This is a genomic window from Cohnella sp. 56 (assembly GCF_037963805.1).
GTDB lineage: Bacteria > Bacillota > Bacilli > Paenibacillales > Paenibacillaceae > Cohnella.
In genome coordinates this window covers 30,668-52,480 of record NZ_JAZDQE010000001.1, presented here as the reverse complement: position 1 = coordinate 52,480, position 21,813 = coordinate 30,668, and the positions used below count along the sequence as shown (strand labels likewise).

The 21,813-nt window shown below is 62.4% G+C and carries 15 protein-coding genes, 1 tRNA gene and 1 pseudogene; 2 read left to right on the top strand and 15 right to left on the bottom strand.

Annotated features, from left to right (window positions below):
- Positions 1-23: 23 nt before the first annotated feature.
- From pyrB to VQ071_RS00220, 11 genes and pseudogenes are all read right to left on the bottom strand, one after another.
- Positions 24-956 (bottom strand): aspartate carbamoyltransferase, encoded by a 933-nt coding sequence (gene pyrB / locus VQ071_RS00270; RefSeq protein WP_340511833.1) that lies wholly within the window; start codon positions 954-956, stop codon positions 24-26.
- Positions 957-1,347: 391 nt separating this feature from the next.
- Positions 1,348-4,476, bottom strand: coding sequence for a ribonuclease R (gene rnr, locus VQ071_RS00265; protein WP_340511832.1), 3,129 nt, complete (start codon positions 4,474-4,476; stop codon positions 1,348-1,350).
- A gap of 208 nt (positions 4,477-4,684) precedes the next feature.
- The gene (secG, locus tag VQ071_RS00260; RefSeq protein WP_340511831.1) at positions 4,685-4,921 is read right to left on the bottom strand and encodes a preprotein translocase subunit SecG; all 237 of its coding nucleotides are present in this window, start codon (positions 4,919-4,921) and stop codon (positions 4,685-4,687) included.
- Between the two features lie 294 nt (positions 4,922-5,215).
- Positions 5,216-6,775 (bottom strand): annotated as a pseudogene (locus tag VQ071_RS00255) (catalase); the annotation flags it as partial.
- Positions 6,776-7,012: 237 nt separating this feature from the next.
- Positions 7,013-7,783 (bottom strand): sugar phosphate isomerase/epimerase family protein, encoded by a 771-nt coding sequence (locus VQ071_RS00250; RefSeq protein ID WP_340511829.1) that lies wholly within the window; start codon positions 7,781-7,783, stop codon positions 7,013-7,015.
- A 313-nt stretch (positions 7,784-8,096) separates the two neighbouring features.
- A complete protein-coding gene (gene eno / locus VQ071_RS00245; RefSeq protein WP_340511828.1) occupies positions 8,097-9,389 on the bottom strand; it encodes a phosphopyruvate hydratase in 1,293 nt (430 codons plus the stop codon).
- Between the two features lie 356 nt (positions 9,390-9,745).
- Positions 9,746-11,293 carry a 2,3-bisphosphoglycerate-independent phosphoglycerate mutase gene (gene gpmI, locus VQ071_RS00240; protein WP_340511827.1) on the bottom strand — a complete coding sequence of 516 codons (1,548 nt, stop codon included), beginning with the start codon at positions 11,291-11,293 and terminating at the stop codon, positions 9,746-9,748.
- 1 nt (position 11,294) lies between these two features.
- The gene (tpiA, locus tag VQ071_RS00235; protein WP_340511826.1) at positions 11,295-12,050 is read right to left on the bottom strand and encodes a triose-phosphate isomerase; all 756 of its coding nucleotides are present in this window, start codon (positions 12,048-12,050) and stop codon (positions 11,295-11,297) included.
- Between the two features lie 10 nt (positions 12,051-12,060).
- The gene (locus VQ071_RS00230) at positions 12,061-13,242 is read right to left on the bottom strand and encodes a phosphoglycerate kinase (protein ID WP_340511825.1); all 1,182 of its coding nucleotides are present in this window, start codon (positions 13,240-13,242) and stop codon (positions 12,061-12,063) included.
- 103 nt (positions 13,243-13,345) lie between these two features.
- The gene (gene gap / locus VQ071_RS00225) at positions 13,346-14,353 is read right to left on the bottom strand and encodes a type I glyceraldehyde-3-phosphate dehydrogenase (RefSeq protein ID WP_340511824.1); all 1,008 of its coding nucleotides are present in this window, start codon (positions 14,351-14,353) and stop codon (positions 13,346-13,348) included.
- Between the two features lie 188 nt (positions 14,354-14,541).
- Complete coding sequence (locus tag VQ071_RS00220) at positions 14,542-15,570, bottom strand: sugar-binding transcriptional regulator (protein WP_340511823.1); 1,029 nt, start codon at positions 15,568-15,570, stop codon at positions 14,542-14,544.
- Positions 15,571-15,890: 320 nt separating this feature from the next.
- Between VQ071_RS00220 and VQ071_RS00215 the strand changes: the two genes are divergently transcribed.
- Together VQ071_RS00215 and clpP are read left to right on the top strand one after the other, a co-directional pair.
- Positions 15,891-15,965: transfer RNA gene (locus tag VQ071_RS00215), tRNA-Arg, on the top strand.
- Between the two features lie 232 nt (positions 15,966-16,197).
- Positions 16,198-16,779 carry an ATP-dependent Clp endopeptidase proteolytic subunit ClpP gene (gene clpP, locus VQ071_RS00210; RefSeq protein ID WP_340511822.1) on the top strand — a complete coding sequence of 194 codons (582 nt, stop codon included), beginning with the start codon at positions 16,198-16,200 and terminating at the stop codon, positions 16,777-16,779.
- Between the two features lie 925 nt (positions 16,780-17,704).
- On the opposite strand, the gene VQ071_RS00205 is transcribed toward clpP, so the two are convergent.
- The 4 genes from VQ071_RS00205 to VQ071_RS00190 form a co-directional block, all read right to left on the bottom strand.
- Complete coding sequence (locus tag VQ071_RS00205) at positions 17,705-18,541, bottom strand: alpha/beta hydrolase (protein WP_340511821.1); 837 nt, start codon at positions 18,539-18,541, stop codon at positions 17,705-17,707.
- A 148-nt stretch (positions 18,542-18,689) separates the two neighbouring features.
- Positions 18,690-19,733 (bottom strand): FecCD family ABC transporter permease, encoded by a 1,044-nt coding sequence (locus VQ071_RS00200; protein ID WP_340511820.1) that lies wholly within the window; start codon positions 19,731-19,733, stop codon positions 18,690-18,692.
- Entirely contained in the window at positions 19,723-20,739 is a 1,017-nt protein-coding gene (locus tag VQ071_RS00195; protein ID WP_340512364.1) for a FecCD family ABC transporter permease, read from the bottom strand. The genes VQ071_RS00200 and VQ071_RS00195 overlap by 11 nt, the downstream gene beginning before the upstream one ends.
- 85 nt (positions 20,740-20,824) lie before the next feature.
- Positions 20,825-21,754 carry an ABC transporter substrate-binding protein gene (locus tag VQ071_RS00190; RefSeq protein ID WP_340511819.1) on the bottom strand — a complete coding sequence of 310 codons (930 nt, stop codon included), beginning with the start codon at positions 21,752-21,754 and terminating at the stop codon, positions 20,825-20,827.
- Positions 21,755-21,813 lie beyond the last annotated feature (59 nt).

The following is a 21,813-nucleotide window of genomic DNA, read 5'->3' as shown; positions in this document are numbered from 1 at the left end:
CACCGCTTGCTCCCGAAGCCGGATCAGGCGCGCAGCGCCCGGTCGATGAGCGCCATGCGGATGTAAAGGCCGTTCTGCGCTTGGCGGAAGTAAGCGGCCCTCGGGTCGCTGTCGACCTCCTCCGCGATCTCGCCGGCCCGCGGCAGCGGGTGAAGTACAATTGCATCGCGGCGCATGCGGTCCAGAAGCGCGGCGTCGACGATATATTGGCCGGCGGCCTTGTCGTACTCCTCCGGGGACGGGAAGCGCTCCTTCTGGATACGCGTCTGATAGAGCACATCAACCGAACCTGCCACCGCGTTCAGATCCGTCGTCTCCTCGTACCGTACGCCCTTTTCGTCCATATAATGCTTGACCGAAGGCGGGATCGGCACATTCTCCGGCGAGATGTAGTAGATCGTGACATCCTTGAAGTTGGCCAGCATGTAGCTCAGCGAATGCACCGTACGTCCATAAGCCAGGTCGCCGACCATCGCGATCCGCAAACCGTCGAGGCTGCCGCATTCCTTCTGAATCGTATAGGCGTCCAGCAGCGCCTGTGTTGGGTGCTCGCCGGCGCCATCGCCCGCGTTGATGACCGGCACGCCAGCGACAGCAGCCGCGCGCTTCGCGGCGCCAACCTCCGTATGCCGCATGACGATGACATCGCTATAGCCGGTAATGATGCGGATCGTATCCTCCAGCGTCTCGCCCTTGATCGCCGACGAGAACTGCGCCGCGTTCTCCGTCCCGATGACGCTGCCGCCGAGCCGATTCATCGCCGATTCGAACGACAGCCGCGTCCGCGTGCTCGCCTCGAAAAACAGCGTCGTCATAATCCGGCCCGTATGCCGCCGATCGCCGCCTGCCTGCACGACGTCCTCCATCGCCCGCGACGCCGCGAACAGCTCCTCCAGCTCGCTCCGCGAGAACTGCTTGGCTCCTAGCACATGATACAGCTTGTCCTGCCCTGCCATCCCTTCGTATCCCCCCGTCGGCGCAGCCCTGCGCCCATGTTTACCATGATCTATCCTAGCGGATTGGCCTGCGCTTGTCTAATGGGTTTTGCGGAAAATCCGCCAGTGACGCTCGACGCCTGCCGAGGAGATAGCGGATGCGAGGAATGGGGGCGAGATTGGTTGGTACGGGCGGCGTTTGTTGATCTATGTGCATACTTGGGGCGAGGGGCGAGGATCGAGGGTGCGGCCGGATGGTGTGCTGCCGAGCGGATGCACATTGAGGTGGGAAAGAGGCCGAGCGAGTAATGTAATGTCAATCGAATGTACATTGGCGGGCGGATGCGCAGTACGACCCTATTCATTTGAAAAAGAAGCCCCCCGCAGCTGCGGAAGGCTCCTCTATTATCGTTTATGGCTGTTCAGGCGAAGGCGTCGGCTTGGCGCCGGGCGCCTTCGGCTTGCGCCGGCGGCGCGGCTTGGCCGCGCCTTCCGCCCCTGGGGCGTCCTGCGCAGGCTTGCCTGCGGTCGAGGCCGCGGCCGTCTGCGCAGCCGCCTTGGCGCGCGCGCTGCGCCCGCGATCGCCGGGCGCGCCGCTGGCCTGGCCTGGGCCGCCGCCCTGCGGGCGTCCGCCTGGCCCCGGCTTGCCGCCCGCTCCGGGCTTGCCGCCGAAGCGGCCGCCGCGGCCGCCCGGCCCCCCGCCCGGCCTGCCGCCGGAGCGATTGCCGCCCCGGCCGTGGCCGAGCGCGCTGCGCTCGCGGCGCAGCTGGCTTTTCTCGCCGTAGAAGCGCTCCTCGTCGTCATCGTTCGCATACTTGCGCGTCGTGAACGGCAGGCCCCACATGTCGAGCCGCGGACCGCGCTTGCTCTTCTGCGTCGGCGCCGGCACATAATCCGGCGAATCGCGGTTCACGTCGACCGGCTCGCGGTCACGCTCGTGCCGCGGCGGGATTCCCGCATCGCTGCCCAAGCCGATCTGCTCCTCGCTGGCGAGCCCCGCGCCGCGCCGCTGCGGCTGCGGCAGCTGCACAGCCGACTGCTCGAACTCGCCGAGCTCGCTCAGCCTCGGCGACTCGTCCCGCTCGTCGCTGGCTACGCCGCCGTGTCCGCCAGGGCCGCGCTTGCCGCCGCCCGGCTTCGCCTCGGCGGCCACATACGGCGGCGCCGCATGCCCGGCGCCCGCATCCCCGCGCGCGCCGCCGCGCTTGCCGCGGCGTCCGCCGCCTTCGCCGCGCGATGCCTCGCCGCGACCGCCTTCCGCCGACGGCGCTTCCCCGCCGCCGCGGCGTTTCTTGCCCTTGCGCGCGCCCGCGAATCCGCCTGCGCCGCCATCGTGGCCGCCGCGCTGTCCGGCCGCGCCGCCGGCGCCGCCTCTGCTCTCGCTTCGCGGCTTCATGCCGACCACTTCGAAGTCGATGTTATAATCGTCCATGTTCACCCGTCCCACTCTGATGCGCACTTCATCCCCCAGCCGGTACACCTTGCTCGTGCGCTCGCCGAGCAGCGCCATCTGACGCTCGTCGAAGTGGTAGTAGTCGTCGGTCATCTCGCCGAGGCGGACCAGACCTTCTACCGTATTGTCGAGCACGACGAACATGCCAAACCCCGTCACGCCGCTGATGATGCCCTCGAATTCCTCGCCGACCTTGTCCAGCATGAATTCGGCTTTTTTCAGCTTGTTCGTATCCCGCTCCGCATCGACCGCCACGCGCTCGCGCTCGGAGGATTGCTGCGCGATGTCGGGCATGCGCCCCGCCCATTGCGTGAGACGTTCCTCCGGCAGCGTGCCGCCGTTCTCGAGCACCTCGCGCATGACACGGTGGATGACCAGGTCCGGATAACGCCGGATCGGTGAGGTGAAGTGCGTATAAAATTCAGCCGCAAGCCCGAAGTGCCCCAGGCTCTGGGCGTCGTACTTGGCCTGCTTCATCGAACGCAGCATCATCGTGCTGATGACGTTCTCTTCCTTCGTATCGCGGATCTGCTCCAGCAGACCCTGCAGCGCGCGCGGGTGCACCGAATTGCCCTTGCCGCGCACGGTATAGCCGAGGTTCGAAGCGAACTGCACGAACGTCAGCAGCTTGTCGCTGTCCGGGTCCTCGTGAATCCGGTACAGGAACGGTACCTTCAGCCAGTGGAAATGCTCCGCAACCGTCTCGTTCGCCGCCAGCATGAACTCCTCGATGATCTGCTCGGCGATCGAGCGCTCGCGCTTCACGATGTCGACCGGCTTGCCTTCCTCGTCCACAATGACCTTGGACTCCTCGAAGTCGAAGTCGATCGCGCCGCGGCGCATCCGGCTGTCCTGCAGCGCCAGCGCCAGCTCCCGCATCGTGCGGAACGTCTCGACGAGCGGCGCGTATCGTTCCATCTGCTCCGGATCCTCGTCTACGAGAATCTTGCGGACGTTGGTGTAGGTCATGCGCTCCGTCGTCTTGATGACGCTGGTGAAAATGTCGTGGCGGACCCGCTTCATCGTGCCGGCCTCGAACTCCATCTCGCAGGACATCGTCAGCCGGTCCACCTTCGGATTGAGCGAACAGATGCCGTTGGACAGCCGGTGCGGCAGCATCGGGATGACGCGATCGACGAGATACACGCTGCAGCCGCGGTTGTAGGCTTCCTCGTCGAGCCGGGACTTGTCCTTCACATAATAGCTGACGTCCGCGATATGAACGCCCAGGACATAGTTGCCGTTCGGCAGCCTTTCCACATTGACCGCATCGTCGAGATCCTTGGCATCCTCGCCGTCGATCGTCACGATCGTCTTGCCCCGCAGGTCACGCCGGCCCTGGCGCACGATCTCGTCTTCGGTGATCGCATCCGGCGCGGCATCGGCCTCGGCTTCGACCTCCTGAGGGAACTTCTCAGGCAGGCCGTGCTTGCGGATGATGCTGAGAATATCGACTCCCGGATCATCCTTGTGCCCGAGCACCTCGACGATCTCACCCTCGGCGGCCGCCTTGCCCTCCGGATAATGCACGATGTCCGCGACGACCTTCTGCCCGGTGACGGCGCCCTTGAAGTTCGCGGGCCGGACGTAGATCTCCTTGTTGATCCGCTTGTCGTCCGGGATGACGAGCCCGTGGCTCTCATGATGCTCGAACACGCCGACGACCTGCGTGACCGCGCGGCTGACGATCTTCACGACCTCGCCCTCCATGCGGCTGCCGTCGTGATTCTTCGACGTGATCCGGGCCAGCACGACATCCCCGTTCATCGCGCCTTTGAGATCGTTCGCATTGATATAGAGATCCGGATGTCCCTCTTGCTCAGGCAGCAGGAAGGCGAATCCCTTCGCATGCGCTTGCACGCGGCCGCGCAGCAGGTTCATCTGCTCGGGCAGGCCGTATCGCTGGGCGCGGGAGCGCATGATCTTCCCCGCCTCTTCCATCTCCGTCAACAGACGCAGGAAGGCTTTGAACTCCGTGGCGTCCGTGATCTCGAAGTGCGCTTCGAGTTCCTTGTACGTGAGTGGCTTGTAGTCTGAATTCTTCATCATCTCGAGCAACTCCTGCTCGCTCCACGATGGCACTGGCATCACCTCATCTTCCAATAGTATACACGAATTGTCGGTGAGCCAATCGGAGCGCAGCAAGTTGCCGCTCGAAGGCCGCGCCTCCCGCGGAGGGCAGCCCGACCGTAATGCCGAATCCGCTGCGTCAGGCGCGGAGCGGCCGTGATGCAATTCATGCGGATGGCACAAAAAAAGCGGGAAGCCCTCGCTTCCCGCCCGAACGACGTTGGAATTACGACTTCACGACGTAAGCAACGATCAAGGACAATACGAAAAATCCGACTGCCAGCACAATCGTGAGACGCTGAAGGAACAAATCCAGGCCGCGTGCCTTCTGCTTGCCGAACAAATGCTCCGCGCCGCCGGAGATGGCGCCCGACAGACCCGCGCTCTTCCCACGCTGCAACAAAACGGTGCCGATCAGGCCAAGCGAGAAAATGATCAATACGATTTTCAAAGCGATTTCCACTGCTTCCACCCCCCGCAATGCCGGAACACTGAAAACGGTTCAATAGGCATAGAACGTTAGTTTCATAATAGCACAAGCCCAATGGCGTGGCAACTTGAAATGAAGCTGGGCCGATTTACGCGATTGTACCGCACTTCGCCTCGTCGGCGCTCCGAGCGCCTGCGTTATGCGATTCTACCGTACAACGCACGCAACAACGCACGCAGCTTCACCTCTCATCGGCATCTCGCACTACAACAAGCAGAACGGGACGCCCCCGGCATCGCCGCAGAGAACGCCCCGTGAGCCGCAATCTCAATACCCGTCCGTATCGCCGCCCAGCCGCTTGGCTTCTTCAACCGCCGCGTCCGCCGCCGGAGAGCTGGTGTGCGGCGCGCCGTCACCCGTCAGCCCCGGCACCGCATCCAGCCCCTCGCGCACGCGCCTGCCATAGTCCGGATCGGCCTGCGTGAAGTAGCCGATCATCCGCTCGCGGATGTCCGCCTTGCAGATGCTCAGATTCGCCACCAGGTTCGCGATCAGCTCGTCGCGCTCCCAATCCTCGAACGCCCGGTACGTCTCGCCCGCCTGCTTGAAGTCGTTCGGCCGATCGAGCTTCTGCCGCACGAGCTTCGCTTCATAATGCGGCTCATGATCCTTGCCCGCCTTCGGCGCTTCCTTCAAGCCGCCCAGGGAGGACGGCTCGTAGTTGACATGCGGGCTCTGCCCCGGCGCGGCGTCGACGCGGTACGCCATCTGGCCGTCGCGTTGATTCGTCGCGACAGCCGTCCGCGGCGCATTGATCGGCAGCTGCAGGTAGTTCGTGCCGACGCGATGGCGCTGCGTGTCCGAGTACGAGAATGTCCGCCCCTGCAGCAGCTTGTCGTCCGAGAAGTCGAGTCCGTCCACCAGCACGCCGGTGCCGAACGCCGCCTGCTCGACCTCCGCGAAGTAATTAACCGGATTGCGGTCGAGCACCATTTTGCCGACGGGCAGCATGGGCGCCGCCTCCTCCGGCCACAGCTTGGTCGGATCGAGCGGGTCGAAGTCCAGTTCGGGATGCTCGTCGTCGCTCAATATTTGCACGCGCAGCTCCCACTCCGGATATTCGCCTTTCTCGATCGCTTCGTACAGATCCTGTGTGGCATGACTGTAGTTCATCCCCTGGATCGCGCTCGCGTCCGCCTGCGTCAGATTGTGGATCGGCAGCTTGAGCGGCTCCCAATGGTACTTCACCAGCACGCCGGCGCCGTCCTTGTTGACCCACTTGTATGTATTGACGCCCGAGCCCTGCATCTGCCGGTAGTTGGCCGGAATGCCCCACGGGGAGAACAGGAACGTCGCCATATGCGTCGCCTCCGGCGTGAGAGACAGGAAGTCGAACATGCGCTCCATATTGTTGATGCCCGTCACCGGATCGGGCTTGAACGCATGCACCATGTCCGGGAACTTGAGCGGATCGCGGATGAAGAAAATTTTCAGATTGTTGCCGACGAGATCCCAGTTGCCGTCCTCCGTATAGAACTTGACCGCGAACCCGCGCGGATCGCGCAGCGTCTCCGGCGAATGCCCGCCGTGCACGACGGTCGAGAAGCGGACGAACACCGGCGTGCGCTTGCCCGGCTCCTGGAACAGCTTCGCCCGCGTGTACTTCGAGACGGGCTCCTCTCCGGCTTTGCCGTAAGCCTCGAAGTAGCCGTGCGCCCCGGCGCCGCGCGCGTGCACGACACGCTCCGGGATGCGCTCGCGGTCGAAGTGCGTGATTTTCTCGAGAAAATGATAGTTCTCCAGCGTCGTCGGCCCTCTGCTGCCTACCGTCCGCACATTCTGGTTGTCCGTAATCGGGTGTCCCTGCCGATTGGTCAGCGTCATCTCCTGCCGTCCGTCGGCTTGCGCTTCTTGCCCGTCATTCCGATCGTGTTCGTTCGCCATCACGGTCACCTCTATAAGTAAGATAGAATCGCTATTCTTACTCTATCCCGGGACGGGCCGGATATGCATGAAGATGGCATGAATAGCGAATGAAGGATGGATGAAGCTTGTCTGCCGCTCAAGAAAAAAAGCCCGGCCAGCGGCCGAGCTTGACATCCCGTTTATAACCGGTCCTGAATCTTAGACCCAACCGCGCGCCTTGAACCATTCGAAGTTCAGCTTCGCGCTCTCAAGCGAGCTCACGTCGTACTGCTCCTGCTCGATGATGACGTACTCGACGCCCGCCTTCTCGGCTGCCGCGAGTGCGGAATCCCAGTCGACCGAGCCCTTGCCGATCTCGGTGTCCGTGCCGTCTTCCTTGAAGTCCTTGGCGTGCACGAGCGGCAGGCGGCCCGCATACTTCTCGATGTAGGCAGCCGGGTCTTGGCCGGCGACCTTCACCCAGCCCAGGTCGAACTCGGCGACCAGTTCTTCGGCGGACAGCTGCTCGAACAAGTGGTCGATGACCAGCTTGCCGTCCTGTGCCGGCTTGAACTCGAACGCATGGTTGTGGTAACCGAACTCCAGACCGGCGGCGCGAACGATCGCAGAGGCGCGCTTCAGCGTCTCGACGAACTGGTTCACATCTTCGACGGACGGGTTGTCCGCCAGCGGGAACCACGGCACGACGAAGCGCTTGACGCCGAGCTCCTTGTAGTAGGCGACCTTCTCGTTCAGATCGTCCTCGAACTTGTCCGGCTCCTGTACGTTCAGTCCGACATGCGCCGAGTTCGCGTTCAGGCCGGCATCGGCGAGCGCCTTTTTCAGATCGGCGGCGGACACGCCATAGTTGCCTGCCAGTTCTACGTTCTTGTATCCGATATCGGCGATCTCGCGGATCGTGCCGAGGAAGTCCTTCTCGCTGCGGTCGCGTACGGAATACAGCTGAATACCCAATTGCGGCTTGCTCATCATTATTACCTCCAACATGGGATTTGCGCGATCGCGCATGCATGAGACGCTTGCTTGCCTTTATTATAGGCTTGCGGAGAGAACGCTTACGAGTCCGATATTGGCTGAATTTATATGGCATTTGGACTTTCGGGCGAGCGGATGCGGCGTACGGTGTCATAATTCGCAGCACAAGTTTTTATCTTGATCCATGGCCGCCTCGGCTCACACCGTTCCATTGTAAAAAATCCCCGAGAAAACGGCCGCATAGGCAGCGTTCCCCGGGGATCGGTCGATCATGCTATTGGCGCGGCCGCGGTGGGCCGGGCCGGTCTTACTTGAACTTCTTCAGGTTGTAGAACGCCTTCTTGCCCGCGTATACGGCGGAGCCGCCCAGGCGGTCTTCGATGCGAAGCAGCTGGTTGTACTTCGCTACGCGGTCCGTACGGGACGGCGCGCCTGTCTTGATCTGGCCGGCATTGGTCGCGACGGCGATGTCGGCGATCGTGCTGTCCTCGGACTCGCCGGAGCGGTGCGAGATGACGGCCGTGTAGCCGGCGGTCTTGGCCATCTCGATCGCTTCGAACGTCTCGGTCAGGGAGCCGATCTGGTTGACCTTGACGAGGATCGAGTTGCCGATGCCTTGCTCGATGCCCTTCGACAGACGCTCGGTGTTGGTGACGAACAGGTCGTCGCCGACGAGCTGGATCTTGTCGCCGAGCTTCTCGGTCAGCAGCTTCCAGCCTTCCCAGTCGTCTTCGGAGCAGCCGTCTTCGATCGTGATCAGCGGGTACTTGTCAACCCAGCTGGCGAGCAGGTCGACGAACTCGGCGGACGTGTAGGACTTGCCTTCGCCCTCGAGGTGGTACTTGCCGTCCTTGTAGAACTCGGTCGAAGCGACGTCCATGCCCAGGAACACGTCGACGCCCGGCTTGTAGCCGGCCTTCTCGATGGCCTCGATGATCGTGGACAGCGCTTCTTCGTTGGAGCCGAAGTTCGGTGCGAAGCCGCCTTCGTCGCCTACGGCCGTGTTCAGGCCCTTGGCCTTGAGCACGCCCTTGAGCGCGTGGAAGATCTCGGCGCCCGTGCGGAGCGCTTCCTTGAACGTAGGCGCGCCGACCGGCAGCACCATGAATTCTTGCACGTCGACATTGTTGTCGGCGTGCGCGCCGCCGTTGACGATGTTCATCATCGGCACAGGCAGCGTCTTGGCGTTGAAGCCGCCGAGGTAAGCGTAGATCGGCAGGTCGAGAGCATCGGCGGCTGCGCGCGCGACGGCGATCGAGACGGCCAGGATCGCGTTGGCGCCCAGCTTCGCCTTGTTCGGCGTGCCGTCGAGCTCGATCATCTTGCGGTCGATGGCGACCTGGTCGAGCGCGTCGTAGCCGATGATCTCCGGCGCGATGATAGAGTTGACGTTGTCGACAGCCTTCTCGACACCCTTGCCGAGGTAGCGGTCTTTGTCGCCGTCGCGAAGCTCGACAGCTTCGTATGCGCCGGTGGAAGCGCCGGACGGTACGATGGCGCTGCCGAACGCGCCGGATTCGAGGCGGACTTCGACTTCAACCGTAGGGTTGCCGCGGGAGTCCAATACTTCGCGTGCATAGACGTCGGAAATAATCGTCATGGGAATGAACACTCCTTAGTTAGTTAAATGTAATCGGTTCGTTCGAGTCGGTTGCGTCGGTTGAGCCGATCGAGTCGGTTGCGTCGATCGAGTCGGTTGAGCCGGTTGAGCCGATTGGCGCCGGATTTAGCTGCAAATATGCAGTTGATCCGGCAGCTACGGCCGGCTGCGACGGGGATAGCTGCGAATATGCAGTTCATTCCCCTGCCACGAGCCCGATTGCGGCTGATTCTCGATAAATAGCTGCATATTTGCAGCTATCGCGCGATCTCCCGGCCGCAAGACGACGAATAGCTGCTTTTTTGCAGCTATTCGTCCAGACAGGCGCGGCGGCTGCCACGCCGTCTCCTGCGAGCTTACTCGCCCAGCGGCGCGAGCAGCGTGCGGCCGGTCATCTCGGCCGGCTGCGGCAGCTCAAGCAGCGTCAGCAGCGTCGGCGCTACGTCCGCCAGCATGCCGCCGTCGCGCAGCGAGACGCCGTGCTTGGTCACGATGCACGGGACCGGGTTGGTCGTGTGCGCCGTGAACGGGCGGCCCGCAGCATCGATGACCATGTCGGCGTTGCCGTGGTCGGCGATGATGACGGCGGCGCCGCCCTTGGCGAGGATCGCGTCGACGACGCGGCCGAGGCAGGCGTCCGTCGCTTCGACGGCCTTGATCGTCGGCTCCAGCATGCCGGAGTGGCCGACCATGTCCGGGTTCGCGAAGTTCAGGATGATCGCGTCGTGCTTGTCGGACTCGATCTCCTTGACCGCCGCGTCCGCTACTTCATAGGCGCTCATCTCCGGCTGCAGGTCGTACGTGGCGACCTTCGGCGAGTTGATCAGCACGCGTGTCTCGCCCGGCAGCTGCAGATCGCGGCCGCCGCTGAAGAAGAACGTGACGTGCGGGTACTTCTCGGTCTCGGCGATGCGCAGCTGCGTCTTGCCCTGCTGTACGAGCACCTCGCCCAGCGTGTTGTCCAGTTCCTTGGGCTTGTACGCGACGAACCCGCCGACCGTCTCGCTGAACAGCGTCAGGCAGACGAAGTACAGGCCGACCGGGCGTCCCGCGCCGCGGTCGAAGCCGCGGAAGTCCTCGTTCGTGAACACGTTGGACAGTTGGATCGCACGGTCCGGACGGAAGTTGAAGAAGATGACCGCGTCTTCGGACTCGACCAGTCCGACCGGCTTGCCGTCCACGCCGACGATGACCGTCGGCAGTACGAACTCGTCGTACACCGACGCTTCGTAGGACGCCTTGACCGCCTGGATCGGATCGACCGCCGTCGGGCCGTCGCCGTACACCATCGCACGGTACGACTTCTCGACGCGCTCCCACCGCTTGTCGCGGTCCATCGCATAGTAGCGTCCTTGCACGGTCGCGATCTTGCCGATGCCGAGCTCTTCGATCTTCGCCTGCAGCTGGGTCAGATAGCCGACCGCGCTGTCCGGCGCCACATCGCGTCCGTCGAGGAACGCATGAATATATACGTCGCCAAGGCCCTCGCGCTTCGCAAGTTCAAGCAGGGCGAACAGATGCGCGATATGGCTGTGCACGCCGCCGTCCGACAGCAGGCCGTACAGATGCAGCTTCTTGCCGTTCTGCTTGGCGTGGTTCACCGCGCCGCGCAGCGTCTCGTTGTCATAGAAGTCGCCCTCGCGGATCGACTTGGTGATCCGAGTCAGGTCCTGATACACGATGCGGCCCGCGCCGATGTTCAGGTGTCCGACCTCGGAGTTGCCCATCTGGCCCTCGGGGAGGCCGACGGCCTCGCCCTGAGCGGTTAATTGCGTATGCGGGTAGGTCGCCCACAGACGGTCGAAGTTCGGCTTGTTCGCTTGGGCCACGGCGTTGCCGTGCGTCTCCTCGCGCAGGCCGAATCCGTCCAGAATGATGAGCGCGACCGGCTTCGGAGCTGCCATCTTACTTCGCCCCCTCGACGAGGGCGATGAAGGAGGCCGGCTCCAGGCTGGCGCCGCCGACGAGCGCGCCGTCGATGTCGGATTCGCCCATGTACTCGGCGACGTTGTTCGGCTTCACGCTGCCGCCGTATTGGATGCGGATCTTCGCCGCGACTTCGGCGCCGAACAGCTCCGCCACGACGCCGCGAATCGCCTTGATCGCGTCGTTGGCATCCGTCGCCGTCGACGACTTGCCCGTGCCGATCGCCCAGATCGGCTCGTAAGCGATGACGACCTGCGCCGCCTGCTCTGCCGTAAGGCCGGCCAGTGCGGCCGTCGTCTGCACGCGGTTGACCTCATCCGTCTTGCCGGCTTCGCGCTCTTCGAGCTTCTCGCCGACGCAGACGATCGGGGTCAGACCGTGCTTGAACGCCGCATGCGTCTTCTTGTTCACCGTCTCGTCCGTCTCGGCGAAGTACTGCCGGCGCTCGGAGTGGCCGATGATGACGTAGTCGACACCCAGATCTTTCAGGAAGACGCCGCTGATCTCGCCGGTGAAGGCGCCGTTGTCTTCGAAGTGCATGTTTTGCGCGCCGACCTTGATCGACGTGCCCTTGACCGCTTCGACGAGCGCCGGCAGCGCCGTGAACGGCGCGCAGACGACAGCCTCGACGCTGGCGACTTCAGCTTTGCCCTTCACCTCGGACACGAATGCAGTCGCTTCGGAGACGGTCTTGAACATTTTCCAGTTGCCAGCGATGATCGGAGTTCTGCTCATGGGTTCACCCTCACTTGTCGTTCAGGGCGACGACGCCAGGAAGCGCCTTGCCCTCCATGAATTCGAGCGACGCGCCGCCGCCCGTGGAGATATGATCCATCTCGCCTGCCAGCTTGAACTTCTCGGCAGCCGCAGCGGAGTCGCCGCCGCCGATGACCGTGTATGCAGAAGTATCCGCGCACGCCTGCGCTACCGCACGCGTGCCGTTCGAGAAACCTTCGACCTCGAATACGCCCATCGGTCCGTTCCAGACGACCAGCTTGGAGTTTTTGATGACGTCCGCGTAGATCTCGCGCGTCTTGGGCCCGATATCGACGCCTTCCCAGTCGGGACGGATGCCGTCGATGCCGACGATCTCGATGTTCTTGTCGGACTTGAAGTCATCGGAGATGACGAGGTCGACCGGCAGGTACAGCTTCTTGCCGAGCTGCTTCGCCTTTTCGACGAACTCCTTGACCTTCTCCAGCTTGGACTCGTCGAGCAGCGACAGGCCGATCTCGTAGCCCTGGGACTTGAAGAACGTGTAGGAGATGCCGCCGCCGATGATGATGTTGTCCGCGATCTCGATCATCTTGTCGATGACGTCGATCTTGTCCTTGACCTTGGAGCCGCCGATGATCGCCGTGAACGGACGGTCCGGATCGTTGAGCGCCTTGCCCAGCACGTCGAGTTCCTTCTCCATCAGGAGACCGGAGACGGCCGGCAGATGATGCGCGATGCCTTCGGTGGACGCGTGCGCGCGGTGAGCGGCGCCGAATGCGTCGTTGACGAACAGATCGGCCAGCGCCGCGAATTGCTTCGCCAGCTCGGGATCGTTCTTTTCTTCGCCAGGGTAGAAGCGGACGTTCTCGAGCAGCAGCACGTCGCCGTTTTGCAGCGCGTCGACCTTGGCTTGAACGTCGGCGCCTACGGCTTCGTCGGTCTTGACGACCGGCTTGCCGAGCAGCTCGGACAGACGGGCAGCGACAGGCGTCAGACGCAGCTCTTCTACGACTTCGCCCTTCGGACGGCCGAGGTGGCTCGCCAGGATGACCTTCGCGCCATTCTCGATCAGATACTTGACGGTAGGCAGCGTTTCGCGGATGCGCGTGTCGTCGGTGATCGCGCCGTTCTCGAGCGGCACGTTGAAGTCGACGCGGACGAATACCTTTTGACCGGATACATTAACGTCGCGGACACTCTTCTTGTTCATAGGACAGACTCTCCCTCCAATATTCGTTGAAGCCCGTACGGACGGAAAGAGGAGCGCACAGGTCTCCTCTTTGCCGTCGTCTATCTTCTATAAAGAATAAGTCTTACAGGCCCTTGGAAGCGATGTACTTCGCCAGGTCGACGACACGGTTGGAGTAGCCCCACTCGTTGTCGTACCAGGAGACGACCTTCACCATGTTGCCTTCGACGACCATCGTGGACAGCGCGTCGATCGTGGAGGAAGCCGGGTCGCCGTTGTAGTCGCTCGATACGAGCGGCTCGTCGGAGTAGTTCAGGATGCCCTTCAGCGGGCCGTCGGCAGCTGCCTTCAGCGCTGCGTTGACTTCGTCGACCGTGACGTTGCCCTTAACTTCGGCTACCAGGTCGGTGACGGATACGTTAGGCGTAGGTACGCGGAACGACATGCCGTTCAGCTTGCCCTTCAGCTCAGGCAGTACGAGCGATACGGCCTTCGCAGCGCCCGTCGTGGACGGGATGATGTTTTCTGCAGCGGCGCGGGCGCGGCGCAGATCCTTGTGCGGCAGGTCGAGTACGCTTTGGTCGTTCGTATAGGAGTGGATCGTCGTCATCATGCCCTTGACGATGCCGAACTTTTCATTGATAACCTTCGCAAAAGGCGCCAGGCAGTTCGTCGTGCAGGATGCGTTGGAGATAACGGTATGTTGAGCAGGATCGTACTTGTCTTCGTTGACGCCCATGACGATCGTGATGTCTTCGTTCGTAGCCGGTGCGGAGATGATAACCTTCTTCGCGCCGCCCTTCAGGTGAAGCTCGGCTTTTTCCTTCGCCGTGAAGATACCCGTGGATTCGACGACGATCTCGGCGCCGACGGAAGCCCAAGGCAGGTTGCCCGGATCGCGCTCGGCGAATACCTTGATGGTCTTGCCGTTCACGATCAGCGCGCCTTCGCCCGCTTCGACCGTCGCGTCCAGCGTGCCGTGCGTCGTGTCATACTTGAGCAGGTGCTTCAGCGTGTCGACGCTCGTCAGGTCGTTGATCGCCACGACTTCTACTTCCGGGTTGTTGAGAGAAGCGCGGAATACGTTGCGACCGATGCGACCGAAGCCGTTGATACCGATTTTGACCGTCATTGATAGTTCCTCCTTGGGTTTGGAAAATAAGATTTGATCTATGTCAGGCGCATAAAGCGCCGAGACCACATGTTCTGCCGGACCGGGCGGGCAGCGCCCGGTCTGGATGTGCAGGGCCGGGGAGGTGTCGCCCGGTCCGGCAGCGCGGGGCCGGTTGGTCCGGTCCCCGCGGGGTGCCGGCGGCAGCGTCAGCCGCCGGCGTGCCTGAGCGCTTCCTCGGCGGCCGCCTCGTCGGTGACGAGCACGTCGTCGTGTCCGAAGCGCATGACTGCGGCGATCGCCTCGCCCTTGCTGCGCCCGCCGGCGATGCCGATGACCGACTCGGCGGCCTCGATGTCCTCGAGCCGAAGACCCGCCGTCGCCATCCGGTGGACGACCGCACCCTCGCGGTCGAAATAGTAGCCGAACGCCTCGGCCAGCGCACCGTCCCGCATAATCTCCTGCACGGTGCCTTCATTCAGCTTGCGCCGGCGCGCCATAGCCGTAGCGTCCCCGATGCCGTGAACCACGATACGCGCGCTGCGGATCATGTCCACGACCTCCCGCACGTTCGGCTCCTGCATGATCGTCTGGTAGGCTTCCTCGCTCAGATGATCGGGCACGTGCAACATCCGGTACCGCGCGCCCGTCCGCTTGGCCAGCTCCGAGGCGATCGTGTTCGCCTGGTAGTCCACGCTCTCGCCGAGACCGCCGCGCGCCGGCACGAACCAGTTGTCGCGCAGCGGCGAAGGCACCGAGAACTGCGCCGCCATGCGCGCCATCGTCGTGCCGCCCATGACCGCGACGACGTCGCCGGGGCCGATGACACGGCGCAGCACCTTGCTGCCGGCCCGGCCGAGCTCGCGGCCGGTCTCCTCCGACGTGTCGGAGTCGCCGGGCACGACGACCGCCTGCTTCAGGCCGAATCGCTTGCACAGCGCCGTCTCCAGGTCCGACAGGCCGAACAGCTCCCGCACCATCGGCTCCATCTCTTCGAGCAAGCGCCGGCCCCGATCCGTCAGGCTCACGCCCGTCGTGCCGGCTTCGATGAGGCCCTGCGCCCGCAGCAGATCGAGCTCCGCGCGCAGCGTCCGCTCCGTCAGCTCCAGGCTCGCCGCCAATGTGCGCCTGCCGCCCGTACCGGTGACCGAGATCCGGCGCATGATGTCGTAGCGCTTCTGCAGCACCTGCATCAGATCGGGCACCAGCTTCTTCTGCATCTCTAGAATGTTCCGCATCCTCTTCCGTCTCTCCCTTGAATGCCGGATGAATAGGGCCGGAATGCGACGGGGATTCACGGTGTGGGACTTAATTCGTCCCACTGTGACATTTTAAGTCCCACTTCCTGATTTCATTTTATCGGATTCGGTTGTTAGTTGCAAGCCCAACAATCGTCGAGAGCACTCTTTTATTTTCCGTTGTCCCTACTCATGCCTGGCGTGCGGCTATATGCGGACATGGCAATACCCTGTACCCTTTATACCCCTTTCGAAACCTTTTCAAAGCTCTTGCTTTTCATATGCCTATCGCATATAATGAATCTTGCTGTTGTCGACATGCGCCCGTGGTCCAACGGATATGACGCAGGCCTCCGGAGCCTGAGATTGGGGTTCGATTCCCTACGGGCGCGCCATATTCCTTTCATTTTCAGCACCATTACAGCACCATTCATACCGCCATTTAGGATACAGCAGACGCGTCCGTGCCATACGGGCGCTTTTTTTGATCTCGCGTTTGACTTTCTTTGACTTTGGGTTCATGATCCATTAGAATGGATTCACAGTCGATCCGAGCTTCCCTGGATACGGAATTCGGGCCGTCATCAACATTCACTATCACCTATCACCCCGAGGAGGGATCACGCAATGAGCTTTGTCCCTATGGTCGTCGAACAGACTAATCGAGGAGAGCGGGCTTACGACATCTATTCCCGTCTGCTCAAGGACCGCATTATTTTCCTGGGCACCCAGGTCAACGATGTGGTCGCCAATTCCATCATCGCGCAGATGCTGTTCCTCGCGGCCGAAGATCCGGAGAAAGACATCCACTTATACATCAACAGCCCCGGCGGTTCCATCACGTCCGGCATGGCGATCTTCGATACGATGCAGTACATCAAGCCCGATGTCTCCACCATCTGCGTCGGCATGGCCGCCTCCATGGGCGCGTTCCTGCTCGCGGCGGGCGCCAAGGGCAAGCGCTTTGCCCTGCCGAACGCCGAAGTCATGATCCACCAGCCGCTCGGCGGCGCCGAAGGACAGGCCAGCGACATCGAGATTCGCGCACGCCGCATCCTCAAGCTCCGGGACAAGCTGAACCGCATCCTCTCCGAGCGCACGGGCCAGCCGCTCGAGCGCATCGAGAAGGACACCGACCGCGACAACTTCATGGAAGCCGAGCAGGCCAAGGAATACGGACTGGTCGACAAAGTTATCGAGAAAATTTAACGCAGCAAAAGACCGCCGGAGCGATGCGCTTCGGCGTTTTTTTGCTGCCGCGACGACGGACGTCACGGGATCTGCGGCTGCATCGCGATCGCTTATGGCGTTAATGGTGAACGGGGCGAGATAGCGATGCGCGGCATTCTTATTTACTCGAAAAGCGGTCCGTGACCCGCGATAGCGATGTGCGGCATTCTTATTTGCTCGAAAATCGGTCCGTGGCCCGGGATAGCGATGTGCGGCATTTTATTTACTCGAAAAGCGGTCCGTGACCCGAGATAGCGATGTGCGGCATCCTTATTTGCTCGAAAATCGGTCCGTGGCCCGAGATAGCGATGTGCGGCATCCTTATTTGCTCGAAAAGCGGTCCGTGGCCCGGGATAGCGATGTGCGGCATCCTTATTTGCTCGAAAAGCGGTCCATGGCCCGGGATAACGATGTGCGGCATTCTTATTCACTCGAAAATCGGTCCGTGACCCGCGATAGCGATGTGCGGCATCCTTATTTGCTCGAAAATCGGTCCGTGGCCCGAGATAGCGATGTGCGGCATCCTTATTTGCTCGAAAATCGGTCCGTGGCCCGAGATAGCGATGTGCGGCATCCTTATTTGCTCGAAAATCGGTCCGTGGCCCGAGATAGCGATGTGCGGCATTCTTATTTGCTCGAAAATCGGTCCGTGGCCCGAGATAGCGATGCGCGGCATCCTTATTTACTCGAAAATCGGTCCGTGGCCCGAGATAGCGATGTGCGGCATCCTTATTTGCTCGAAAAGCGGTCCGTGACCCGAGATAGCGATGTGCGGCATTCTTATTTGCCCGAAAATCGGTCCGTGGCCCGAGATAGCGATGTGCGGCATCCTTATTTGCTCGAAAATCGGTCCGTGGCCCGGGATAGCGATGTGTGGCATTCTTATTTGTTGCTTTGACCTTATTTACCGCATTAATCCTCCTGGCTCCGGCGCCAGGGCGAATCGGATCGCCCGGCTGATCAGAGCCGGCAGCAGCGATACATGGTTGTCGTCCTCGAACAGCCGGAACTCCGCGTGCATGCATGTGTCTTGCAGCAGCGCCATCCGCTCGTACATCTGGCGCGCGTTGGCGACCATCGGGATGCGATGGTCCTGCTCCAGCTCGCCGACGCCGATCAACAGCCGGATCGGGGCTGCCGCACCTTCCAGCAGCAGCGCGGCGAACTTGCTCTCCGCCTCAGCCAGCGGCTCCCGGTTCCAGTGAATGGACGGGCTGCCGGCCACATAGGTCCCGAATGACCCGGGACGCGCGAAAAGCGCATGCAGCACGAACAACCCGCCCAGCGAATGACCAAGCAGTGTCTGCCTGCTCCGATCGATCGGGCAGCGGGCCTCGATCGCAGGCTTCAGCTCGTCTTCGATGAAGCGGAGAAAGTCTGCCGCGCCGCCCTGCGCGGGCCAGCTCCCGCCCTCCGGGTGAGCCGGCAGTTGCTCCGGCGGCACTGGCAGCGTAAAGTCATAGTGGCGCGCCTCCGGAAACGGTTCTTCCCCCGGATAGCCGATGCCCACGACGACGGCGGGCAGAACGCCCGTCTTCGCCGTGCGCCGGCTCTGAATCCATACAGCGTCGGCTGCCGTACTGAACAGCGCGTTGCCGTCCAGCACATAGAGGACCGGATAGCCTCTACGGGGCGCCTCTCCCTCGGGTACGGCCATGCGAATCCGGTAGGTCCGCCCGTCGTCCCCGGCCCCGGTCCCGGCTCCGGCCCGCGAACGCATCTCCCACTCCGTTATCCTCATGTCGCCGCGCTCCTTGCCGTCCGCGCGCTCGGCGCCCTTTGCGCCAATTCTAGTTCCGCCATATCGACATCCATCCTCTCATTGCCCGCTTCCGGACCGCTGTTCCCTTTTCCCCAAACATCCCCATCATACGCCCATCACACGTCCATCACACGCTTCTGCGCCCGCGCGCCCACAGATAGATGAAGCTCGGCCCGCCGATGATCGCGATCACCATGCCGACGGGCAGCTCGCTCGGCGCGAACGCCGTCCTGCCGATATAATCGGCCGCGAGCACGAGCAGCGCGCCGATCATCGCGCATGTCGGCAAGATGCGACGATAGGAGTAGCCAGTCAGCCGCCTCGCAATGTGCGGTGCCATCAGGCCAACAAAGCCAATTCCGCCGGATACGGATACGCATGCGCTCACAAGGCCGATGCCGCAGAGCAGCAGCAGCGCCTTCTGCAGCTCCGACCTTGCGCCCGCGCTGCGGATGCTGTCATCGTCCAGGTGGAACAAATCCAGCGTGCGCGACTGGAGCCAGATGAGAGGCACGCACAGCGCGAACCAGGGCAGCATCGCCGCGATGTACAGCCAGTTTGCATTGTAGATGCTGCCGGAGGTCCAGACGGCGACCATCTCGAAGTCCCCGGCGTTCATCCGCAGCGTCAGGAACAGCGAGATCGCGCTCAGTCCCGCTCCGACCGCGATTCCGGTCAGCAGCAGACGCTGAGATTCCAGGCGGCCGCCATGCCAGGAGAACAAGTAGATCAGCACCGCCGCCAGCAGCCCGCCGAGCAGACCGAACAGCGGCATCGCCATGACGGAGAATATGCCCGTGCCCTGAACCTCTCCCTGGAAAAAATACAGAAAGATCACGACGGCCGCACCCGCTCCGGCATTGATGCCGAGAATGCCGGGGTCGGCCAACCCGTTGCGCGTCACGCTCTGCAGGACGGCGCCGGCAATGCCGAGTCCTGCCCCGACGAGCAGCGCCGTGACGATCCGGGGCAGCCGGAATTCGAAGATGACGAGGTCCCAGTCCGGGTTGGGCGCGATCCGCAGCAACGTCTTGACGACGTCCCGCAGCGGGATGTCGAACGCTCCATCGGTCAGGCTGACGTACGTCGCGGCCGCCAGCAGCGCGATGCCGACGGCGAGTATGCCCGCGTACTTCGCTCGTCCACGTCCTCGGCCGTGTCTATGAGGCATGCCGTCCGCCTCCCTTCGTCCGGATCAGGTACAGGATGAAGGGAACGCCCAGCACTGCCGTCACGACGCCGATCGGCATCTCGAACGGATAGTTCAGGAAGCGTGCCAGCACATCGCACAGTGTCAGGAAGACGCCGCCTGCGACAGCCGCGCAGGGGATGAGCCGGGCATAGTCGATGTCCCGTGTCGCATAGCGTACGATATGCGGCACGATCAGGCCGATGAAGGCAATCTTGCCCGCGATCGCGACGGAGATGCCCGTCAGGATGACGACGCTCGCCATGGCGGCGAACTTGACCAGACCGGTCCGCTGTCCCAGTCCCGACGCGGTCTCTTCCCCGAGCGACAGCAAGGTGACCGGCCTCGCGATCCACATCGCCAGCCCGAGTCCGACGACGGCGAACGGCACAGCGAGCTGTATCAGCCCCGGATCGAGCTGGTGGAGCCTAGCATTGTACCAGAAGCTGATATTTTGGGAGATCTGAAAATAAGTCGCCACTGCCGCCGATACCCCGCTCAGGAAGGTGCCGACGACCGTGCCCAGTATCGCCATGCGGACAGGCGATAGACCGCCGGGCAGCGCGAACGACAGGCCGAATACGACCGCAATGCTGGCTGCCGATCCGATCAGCGAGCAGGCGATCATCCCCATCGACGACGCGTTCGGCGCCAGCACCATGCACAAGGTGATGGCGAATGCCGATCCGTCCGTGACGCCCAGCACGGAGGGAGACGCGAGATAGTTTCTCGTCATGCCCTGCATCAATGCGCCGGATACGGCGAGGAACGCGCCGACGAGCATCGCCCCGACCGCGCGCGGAATGCGGGAATGACGGATGATCTGATGATCGACGTTGCCCGGATCGAAGCGCAGCAGCGCGTCCAGCACCGTGCCGGTGCCGATGTCCTTGGACCCGAGCAGGACCGAGAGGATCAGCGCTGCCGCGATGGCGGCCGGCGCCAGCACGAGAATCCATAGGCTGATTTTGTTGCGGCGATATTGCATGCTGTCCATACCCCGATTCCGCAGGACGGCGGCCCGGCATCCGAAGAGGATTGCCGCGGCCGCCGTCATAGCGCGCTGACTTCGCTTACTTCCAGAGATTCGTCTTCTTCAATGCCTCGAGGAAAGAGATCTTGCTGTAAGCAGTGCCGCCTTGGGAGAGCGGATCGACCAGATTGACGTAGACGTTGCCGTTTTTAACGGCCTTGAGGCTCGTCCAGATCGGGTTGGCCTTCAGCTCGTCGAGCGCCTTGGGATTATCCTTGTTCTCGTCTGCGGAAAATTGCAGGAAGATATAATCCGGGTTAATGTCGGAGAACTGCTCGAGCGAGATGTTCTGCTGCGCCTTCGCCTTCAGCACCTCGCCAGGGGCCGTAGCGCCCAGCTCCTTGTAGAGCGACGGATTGAAGAAGACGTCCTGCGGATAGACGAACAGATTGCCCGAGCGGACCCGCAGCGCGACCGCCGTCTTGCCCTTGAACTTGGGGCCGACCTTGGCCTGTGCCGTCTTGACGTCCTTCTGATATTGATCGAGGATCGCCTTGACTTCCTTCGTCTTGCCCGTCAGATCGGCCAGCAGATACAGATTGCGCTGCCAGTCCGTCGAGATGTGGGATACCGGGATCGTCACGGCAATCTTGGCCAGCTTGGCGTTCGTCGCCGCCGGGAACTTGGTGCTGCTGAGGATGACGTCCGGCTTCAGCTTCAGGATTTTCTCCAGGCTCGGCTCGGTCTTCTCGCCGATGCCGACCGTCTTCGCGGTGATCTTGGCGTACAGCACTTGGAACTTGCCGCCGACCGTCGAGGCGCCGAGCGGGCTGTAGTTCAGGACAAGCGCATCCTCCAGCGACTCCAGCGCGCCGACGACCACGATCTTGTCGGTCTTCGCGGGCACCGAATACGTCTTGCCGTTATAAGTAATCTGCCGCTTGGCCGGTGCGGCGGATGCGCTCGACATCGCCCCCAGGCTCAGCAGCACCACGCACACCATCATCAACAGCTTGAAGCTTTTGTTCATTACGATGATCCCTCTATTCTTCATTTTTTAGGAATGATAATCATTCTCAAATGTATTAT

Bases quoted from the DNA above. Each gene is read 5' to 3' on its own strand.
- VQ071_RS00195 (WP_340512364.1), bottom strand. From the start codon at position 20,739: ATGCAATATCGCCGCAACAAAATCAGCCTATGGATTCTCGTGCTGGCG.
- rnr (WP_340511832.1), bottom strand. From the start codon at position 4,476: ATGCCAGTGCCATCGTGGAGCGAGCAGGAGTTGCTCGAGATGATGAAG.
- VQ071_RS00200 (WP_340511820.1), bottom strand. From the start codon at position 19,733: ATGCCTCATAGACACGGCCGAGGACGTGGACGAGCGAAGTACGCGGGC.
- gpmI (WP_340511827.1), bottom strand. From the start codon at position 11,293: ATGGCAGCTCCGAAGCCGGTCGCGCTCATCATTCTGGACGGATTCGGC.
- pyrB (WP_340511833.1), bottom strand. From the start codon at position 956: ATGGCAGGGCAGGACAAGCTGTATCATGTGCTAGGAGCCAAGCAGTTC.
- VQ071_RS00205 (WP_340511821.1), bottom strand. From the start codon at position 18,541: ATGAGGATAACGGAGTGGGAGATGCGTTCGCGGGCCGGAGCCGGGACC.
- clpP (WP_340511822.1), top strand. From the start codon at position 16,198: ATGAGCTTTGTCCCTATGGTCGTCGAACAGACTAATCGAGGAGAGCGG.
- tpiA (WP_340511826.1), bottom strand. From the start codon at position 12,050: ATGAGCAGAACTCCGATCATCGCTGGCAACTGGAAAATGTTCAAGACC.
- VQ071_RS00220 (WP_340511823.1), bottom strand. From the start codon at position 15,570: ATGCGGAACATTCTAGAGATGCAGAAGAAGCTGGTGCCCGATCTGATG.
- VQ071_RS00230 (WP_340511825.1), bottom strand. From the start codon at position 13,242: ATGAACAAGAAGAGTGTCCGCGACGTTAATGTATCCGGTCAAAAGGTA.
- VQ071_RS00190 (WP_340511819.1), bottom strand. From the start codon at position 21,754: ATGAACAAAAGCTTCAAGCTGTTGATGATGGTGTGCGTGGTGCTGCTG.
- eno (WP_340511828.1), bottom strand. From the start codon at position 9,389: ATGACGATTATTTCCGACGTCTATGCACGCGAAGTATTGGACTCCCGC.
- VQ071_RS00250 (WP_340511829.1), bottom strand. From the start codon at position 7,783: ATGAGCAAGCCGCAATTGGGTATTCAGCTGTATTCCGTACGCGACCGC.
- gap (WP_340511824.1), bottom strand. From the start codon at position 14,353: ATGACGGTCAAAATCGGTATCAACGGCTTCGGTCGCATCGGTCGCAAC.